The 5959-nt window shown below is 51.7% G+C and carries 2 tRNA genes and 3 rRNA genes; all 5 read left to right on the forward strand.

Features of this window, described 5'->3' with window-relative positions:
• Positions 1 to 314 precede the first annotated feature (314 nt).
• The 5 genes from OS190_RS20420 (at position 315) to rrf (ending at position 5893) form a co-directional block, all read left to right on the forward strand.
• Positions 315 to 1778: ribosomal RNA gene (locus tag OS190_RS20420) — 16S ribosomal RNA — on the forward strand.
• A gap of 195 nt (positions 1779 to 1973) precedes the next feature.
• Positions 1974 to 2050, forward strand: a tRNA-Ile gene (locus tag OS190_RS20425).
• Positions 2051 to 2194: 144 nt separating this feature from the next.
• A tRNA-Ala gene (locus tag OS190_RS20430) sits at positions 2195 to 2270 on the forward strand.
• A gap of 465 nt (positions 2271 to 2735) precedes the next feature.
• Positions 2736 to 5585: ribosomal RNA gene (locus tag OS190_RS20435) — 23S ribosomal RNA — on the forward strand.
• 193 nt (positions 5586 to 5778) lie between these two features.
• Positions 5779 to 5893 (forward strand): 5S ribosomal RNA (rrf, locus tag OS190_RS20440).
• The 16S, 23S and 5S rRNA genes sit together here with 2 tRNA genes alongside, the layout of an rRNA operon.
• Positions 5894 to 5959: the final 66 nt, after the last annotated feature.

Consider the following 5959-nt stretch of genomic DNA (forward strand, 5'->3'; position numbering starts at 1 on the left):
AAAATTCTGAGGTTTATGAGGCGGGGCGCGCCGTTGTTAGGGCGCATCTGGTTTTATTTGTCTCGACGTTGTTTGAAAATTAGATATCTGAAGAGATATGTGGGCGGTTTGGTTCATTCGATGGATCAACGTCTGTATATCGCGCCTTTAGGGTTTCGGCCCGATGATGAGGTGTCAGCTTCACTGTTTGAGTGGCTTTCGGTTACTTTGGTAACTTTAAGTACATCAAACAGAAAGACGCCTGTAGTATTCAGTAAGTACTGCAGGTCGATGTGCAGAGGTTCGACGTCAAGGATAAGCATGTAAATGCTTTTCAACTTGAGAGTTTGATCCTGGCTCAGAACGAACGCTGGCGGCAGGCCTAACACATGCAAGTCGAGCGCAGTCCTTCGGGACCGAGCGGCGGACGGGTTAGTAACGCGTGGGAACATACCCTTTGGTACGGAATAGTCTCGGGAAACTGAGGGTAATACCGTATGTGCCCTTCGGGGGAAAGATTTATCGCCATTGGATTGGCCCGCGTAAGATTAGATAGTTGGTGGGGTAATGGCCTACCAAGTCTACGATCTTTAGCTGGTTTTAGAGGATGATCAGCAACACTGGGACTGAGACACGGCCCAGACTCCTACGGGAGGCAGCAGTGGGGAATCTTAGACAATGGGCGCAAGCCTGATCTAGCCATGCCGCGTGTGTGATGAAGGCCTTAGGGTCGTAAAGCACTTTCGCCAGGGATGATAATGACAGTACCTGGTAAAGAAACCCCGGCTAACTCCGTGCCAGCAGCCGCGGTAATACGGAGGGGGTTAGCGTTGTTCGGAATTACTGGGCGTAAAGCGTACGTAGGCGGACCAGCAAGTTAGGGGTGAAATCCCGGGGCTCAACCCCGGAACTGCCCTTAAAACTGTTGATCTTGAGTTCGAGAGAGGTGAGTGGAATTCCAAGTGTAGAGGTGAAATTCGTAGATATTTGGAGGAACACCAGTGGCGAAGGCGGCTCACTGGCTCGATACTGACGCTGAGGTACGAAAGTGTGGGGAGCAAACAGGATTAGATACCCTGGTAGTCCACACCGTAAACGATGAATGCCAGTCGTCGGGTAGCATGCTATTCGGTGACACACCTAACGGATTAAGCATTCCGCCTGGGGAGTACGGTCGCAAGATTAAAACTCAAAGGAATTGACGGGGGCCCGCACAAGCGGTGGAGCATGTGGTTTAATTCGAAGCAACGCGCAGAACCTTACCAACCCTTGACATCCTGTGCCACTACCAGAGATGGTACGTTCCCTTCGGGGACGCAGTGACAGGTGCTGCATGGCTGTCGTCAGCTCGTGTCGTGAGATGTTCGGTTAAGTCCGGCAACGAGCGCAACCCACATCTTTAGTTGCCAGCAGTTCGGCTGGGCACTCTAAAGAAACTGCCCGTGATAAGCGGGAGGAAGGTGTGGATGACGTCAAGTCCTCATGGCCCTTACGGGTTGGGCTACACACGTGCTACAATGGCAGTGACAATGGGTTAATCCCAAAAAGCTGTCTCAGTTCGGATTGGGGTCTGCAACTCGACCCCATGAAGTCGGAATCGCTAGTAATCGCGTAACAGCATGACGCGGTGAATACGTTCCCGGGCCTTGTACACACCGCCCGTCACACCATGGGAGTTGGTTCTACCCGACGACGCTGCGCTAACCTTCGGGGGGCAGGCGGCCACGGTAGGATCAGCGACTGGGGTGAAGTCGTAACAAGGTAGCCGTAGGGGAACCTGCGGCTGGATCACCTCCTTTCTAAGGATGTTTCTAGCATGATTTATGGGATGCCGACGCGCTCAAGTAGCGAAGCGGTAGCGCATAAAAAGTCGTGGAACACTTAGCAGGACTGCAAACAAAGCAGTCCAAATCATGAGAACACTTTCGGGTGTTACTCAGGACCGAGCCGTCCTCATATCTCTTCAGAAACAGAACACGAGCTACCGCTCGTATGGGTCGGTAGCTCAGGTGGTTAGAGCGCACGCCTGATAAGCGTGAGGTCGGAGGTTCAAGTCCTCCTCGACCCACCAAGCGATTTTGCCTTCGGCAAAACGCGTTGTCATGACAGCGTATCCAAAGGATGCGCGAGAATGACGATAGCGGTGCTTCTCGGCATCTTTTGCAAGCAAAAGAGCCTGCCAGCACGACGCGCGTTTTGCTTTGCAAAACACTCTGGGGCCTTAGCTCAGCTGGGAGAGCGCCTGATTTGCATTCAGGAGGTCAGGAGTTCGATCCTCCTAGGCTCCACCAAGACTTTCGTAAGAAGGTCGTCGCCCAAACAGGGTTTTGCGCAGCAAGGCACGGGTTGGGCAAGCGCAGCAGCAGAACACATCTTCAAGCATTCGCTGAATGTTTGGACGTCTGTTCTGCAGACGAATTGACATCGTAAAGAGAGATACTAACAACACTGTTGGTCACATCGCGTAAGATGATGATCTCAGTTGCTGCTAACTTCGGTTAGCCGGCATGTAGCGGACTGTTTCCTCGGTCTTCTGCGTGTATCGCGGCTGAAAAAGACGTGTTGTCCAAGTCAAGTACACTAACCAGAGGTATGACGGTGTTTGCCCGCACGGCTGACACCTATCTGCATGCCTCGTTGTCTGGATTTAGAATCCAGGCGGGAAAAAGTATGCTTTTGAACCGGAATAAGGGTCTGCAGTTTCTTACCAGCTTCTGTGGATCGCGCGAGACGCAAGTCTTGCTTTTTCTGGATCAAATCAAGCGCGAAAAGGGCGTTTGGTGAATGCCTTGGCAGTAAGAGGCGATGAAAGACGTGATACTCTGCGATAAGCCATGGGGAGCTGAGAATAAGCTTTGATCCATGGATTTCTGAATGGGGCAACCCACCTGATACTTTGTTATTATTGCTCAGCAATGAGCAGCTAATAATGAGGTAAACCAGGTATTTATAGACTGAATACATAGGTTTATAAAAGCAAACCCGGGGAACTGAAACATCTAAGTACCCGGAGGAAAGGAAATCAATTGATACTCCCCTAGTAGCGGCGAGCGAACGGGGACCAGCCGAGCCATGAATGTGGTTAGAATGCGTTGGAATGCGCAACCAGAGTGGGTGATAGTCCCGTATAAGAAGCATGATTGGACGTATTAAGTAGGGCGGGACACGTGAAATCCTGTCTGAAGATCGGAGGACCACCTTCGAAGGCTAAGTACTCCTTACTGACCGATAGTGAACCAGTACCGTGAGGGAAAGGTGAAAAGCACCCCGACGAGGGGAGTGAAACAGTACCTGAAACCGAACGCCTACAATCAGTTGGAGGGGCTTTACGCCCTGACAGCGTACCTTTTGTATAATGGGTCATCGACTTGGTCTCACAAGCAAGCTTAAGCCGTTAGGTGTAGGCGTAGCGAAAGCGAGTCTTAATAGGGCGTTGAGTTTGTGGGATCAGACCCGAAACCGAGTGATCTAGGCATGGCCAGGTTGAAGGTTAGGTAACACTAACTGGAGGACCGAACCCACATCTGTTGAAAAAGATCGGGATGAGCTGTGCCTAGGGGTGAAAGGCCAATCAAACTCGGAGATAGCTGGTTCTCTGCGAAATCTATTTAGGTAGAGCGTCGACCGAATACCCTCGGGGGTAGAGCACTGGATGGGTAATGGGGACTCACCGTCTTACTGATCCTAACCAAACTCCGAATACCGAGGAGTACTAGTCGGCAGACACACGGCGAATGCTAACGTCCGTCGTGAAGAGGGAAACAACCCTAACCTCCAGCTAAGGCCCCTAATTCATGGCTAAGTGGGAAAGCAGGTGGGACGACCAAAACAACCAGGAGGTTGGCTTAGAAGCAGCCATCCTTTAAAGATAGCGTAACAGCTCACTGGTCTAAACAAGTTGTCCTGCGGCGAAGATGTAACGGGGCTCAAGCCATGAGCCGAAGCTGAGGATGCATTTATTGCATGGTAGCAGAGCGTAGTGTGACATAAGACTTTGTCTCCTTGACCCAAGGTGGGTTTTACCCACCCTACGGGTATTGGAGACGCAGTCTTTTCTGTGAAGCCGGCGCGTGAGCGATCCGGTGGAGAGATCACTAGTGAGAATGATGACATGAGTAGCGACAAAGAGTGTGAGAAACACTCTCGCCGAAAGTCCAAGGGTTCCTGCTTAAAGCTAATCTGAGCAGGGTAAGCCGACCCCTAAGGCGAGGCCGAAAGGCGTAGTCGATGGGAACCAGGTTAATATTCCTGGGCCAGATGGAAGTGACGGATCTGAAACGTAGTTCATCCTTATCGGATTGGATGGGCTGCCAACAGGTTCCTGGAAATAGCTCCATCGCTAGATCGTACCCTAAACCGACACAGGTGGACTGGTAGAGAATACCAAGGCGCTTGAGAGAACTATGTTGAAGGAACTCGGCAAAATACCTCCGTAAGTTCGCGAGAAGGAGGCCCGGTTCCTAGGCAACTAGGGGCTGGGGGCACAAACCAGGGGGTGGCGACTGTTTATTAAAAACACAGGGCTCTGCGAAGTCGTAAGACGACGTATAGGGTCTGACGCCTGCCCGGTGCCTGAAGGTTAAAAGGAGGGGTGAGAGCTCTGAATTGAAGCCCAGGTAAACGGCGGCCGTAACTATAACGGTCCTAAGGTAGCGAAATTCCTTGTCGGGTAAGTTCCGACCTGCACGAATGGCGTAACGACTTCCCCGCTGTCTCCAACATAGACTCAGCGAAATTGAATTACCTGTCAAGATGCAGGTTTCCCGCGGTTAGACGGAAAGACCCCGTGCACCTTTACTACAGCTTCACACTGGCATTAGGCCGAATATGTGCAGGATAGGTGGTGGGCTTTGAAACGTGGACGCCAGTCTGCGTGGAGCCTCCCTTGAGATACCACCCTTATTCTGCTTGATGTCTAACCGCGGTCCGTTATCCGGATCCGGGACCCTGTGTGGCGGGTAGTTTGACTGGGGCGGTCGCCTCCTAAATCGTAACGGAGGCGCGCGAAGGTTGGCTCAGAGCGGTCGGAAATCGCTCGTTGAGTGCAATGGCAGAAGCCAGCCTGACTGCGAGACTGACAAGTCGAGCAGAGTCGAAAGACGGCCATAGTGATCCGGTGGTCCCAAGTGGGAGGGCCATCGCTCAACGGATAAAAGGTACGCCGGGGATAACAGGCTGATACTGCCCAAGAGTCCATATCGACGGCAGTGTTTGGCACCTCGATGTCGGCTCATCTCATCCTGGGGCTGGAGCAGGTCCCAAGGGTACGGCTGTTCGCCGTTTAAAGAGGTACGTGAGCTGGGTTTAGAACGTCGTGAGACAGTTCGGTCCCTATCTTCCGTGGGTGTAGGATACTTGAGAGGAGTTGCCCCTAGTACGAGAGGACCGGGGTGAACGATCCACTGGTGGACCAGTTGTTATGCCAATAGCAGTGCTGGGTAGCTATGATCGGACAGGATAACCGCTGAAGGCATCTAAGCGGGAAGCCCCCCTCAAAACAAGGTATCCCTGAGAGCCGAGGTAGACCACCTCGTCGATAGGCCAGAGATGTAAGCGTAGTAATACGTTCAGTTGACTGGTACTAATGGCTCGATAGGCTTGATTTGATCCAGTAGAAGCAAGACTTCTGCGCAGTAAGGTGGGTACAAACCCGCCCTACGGAAAAACTCAAAAGCATACACAATACATTAGATGTATTTGACTTGGACAAGGTTAGACAAACCCGTCAGGAAAGACGGGGACAGAAGTTCGTCGCAAATATAATATGCCGACAAACTCAGTTTCCGAGTCCTTCTTTGGTTTGGTGATCATAGCGAGAGCAAAACACCTGGTTCCATCCCGAACCCAGCCGTTAAGTGCCTTAGCGCCGATGGTACTGCGTCTTAAGGCGTGGGAGAGTAGGTCATCGCCAAACCTAACAAGAACTCAGAAACATAAATATCTCTCTAACGATAAAAATACAAAAAAATCAAACGGTGTG

This window comes from Sulfitobacter sp. F26204 (assembly GCF_026410305.1).
In the GTDB taxonomy this organism is placed as follows: Bacteria; Pseudomonadota; Alphaproteobacteria; order Rhodobacterales; family Rhodobacteraceae; genus Sulfitobacter.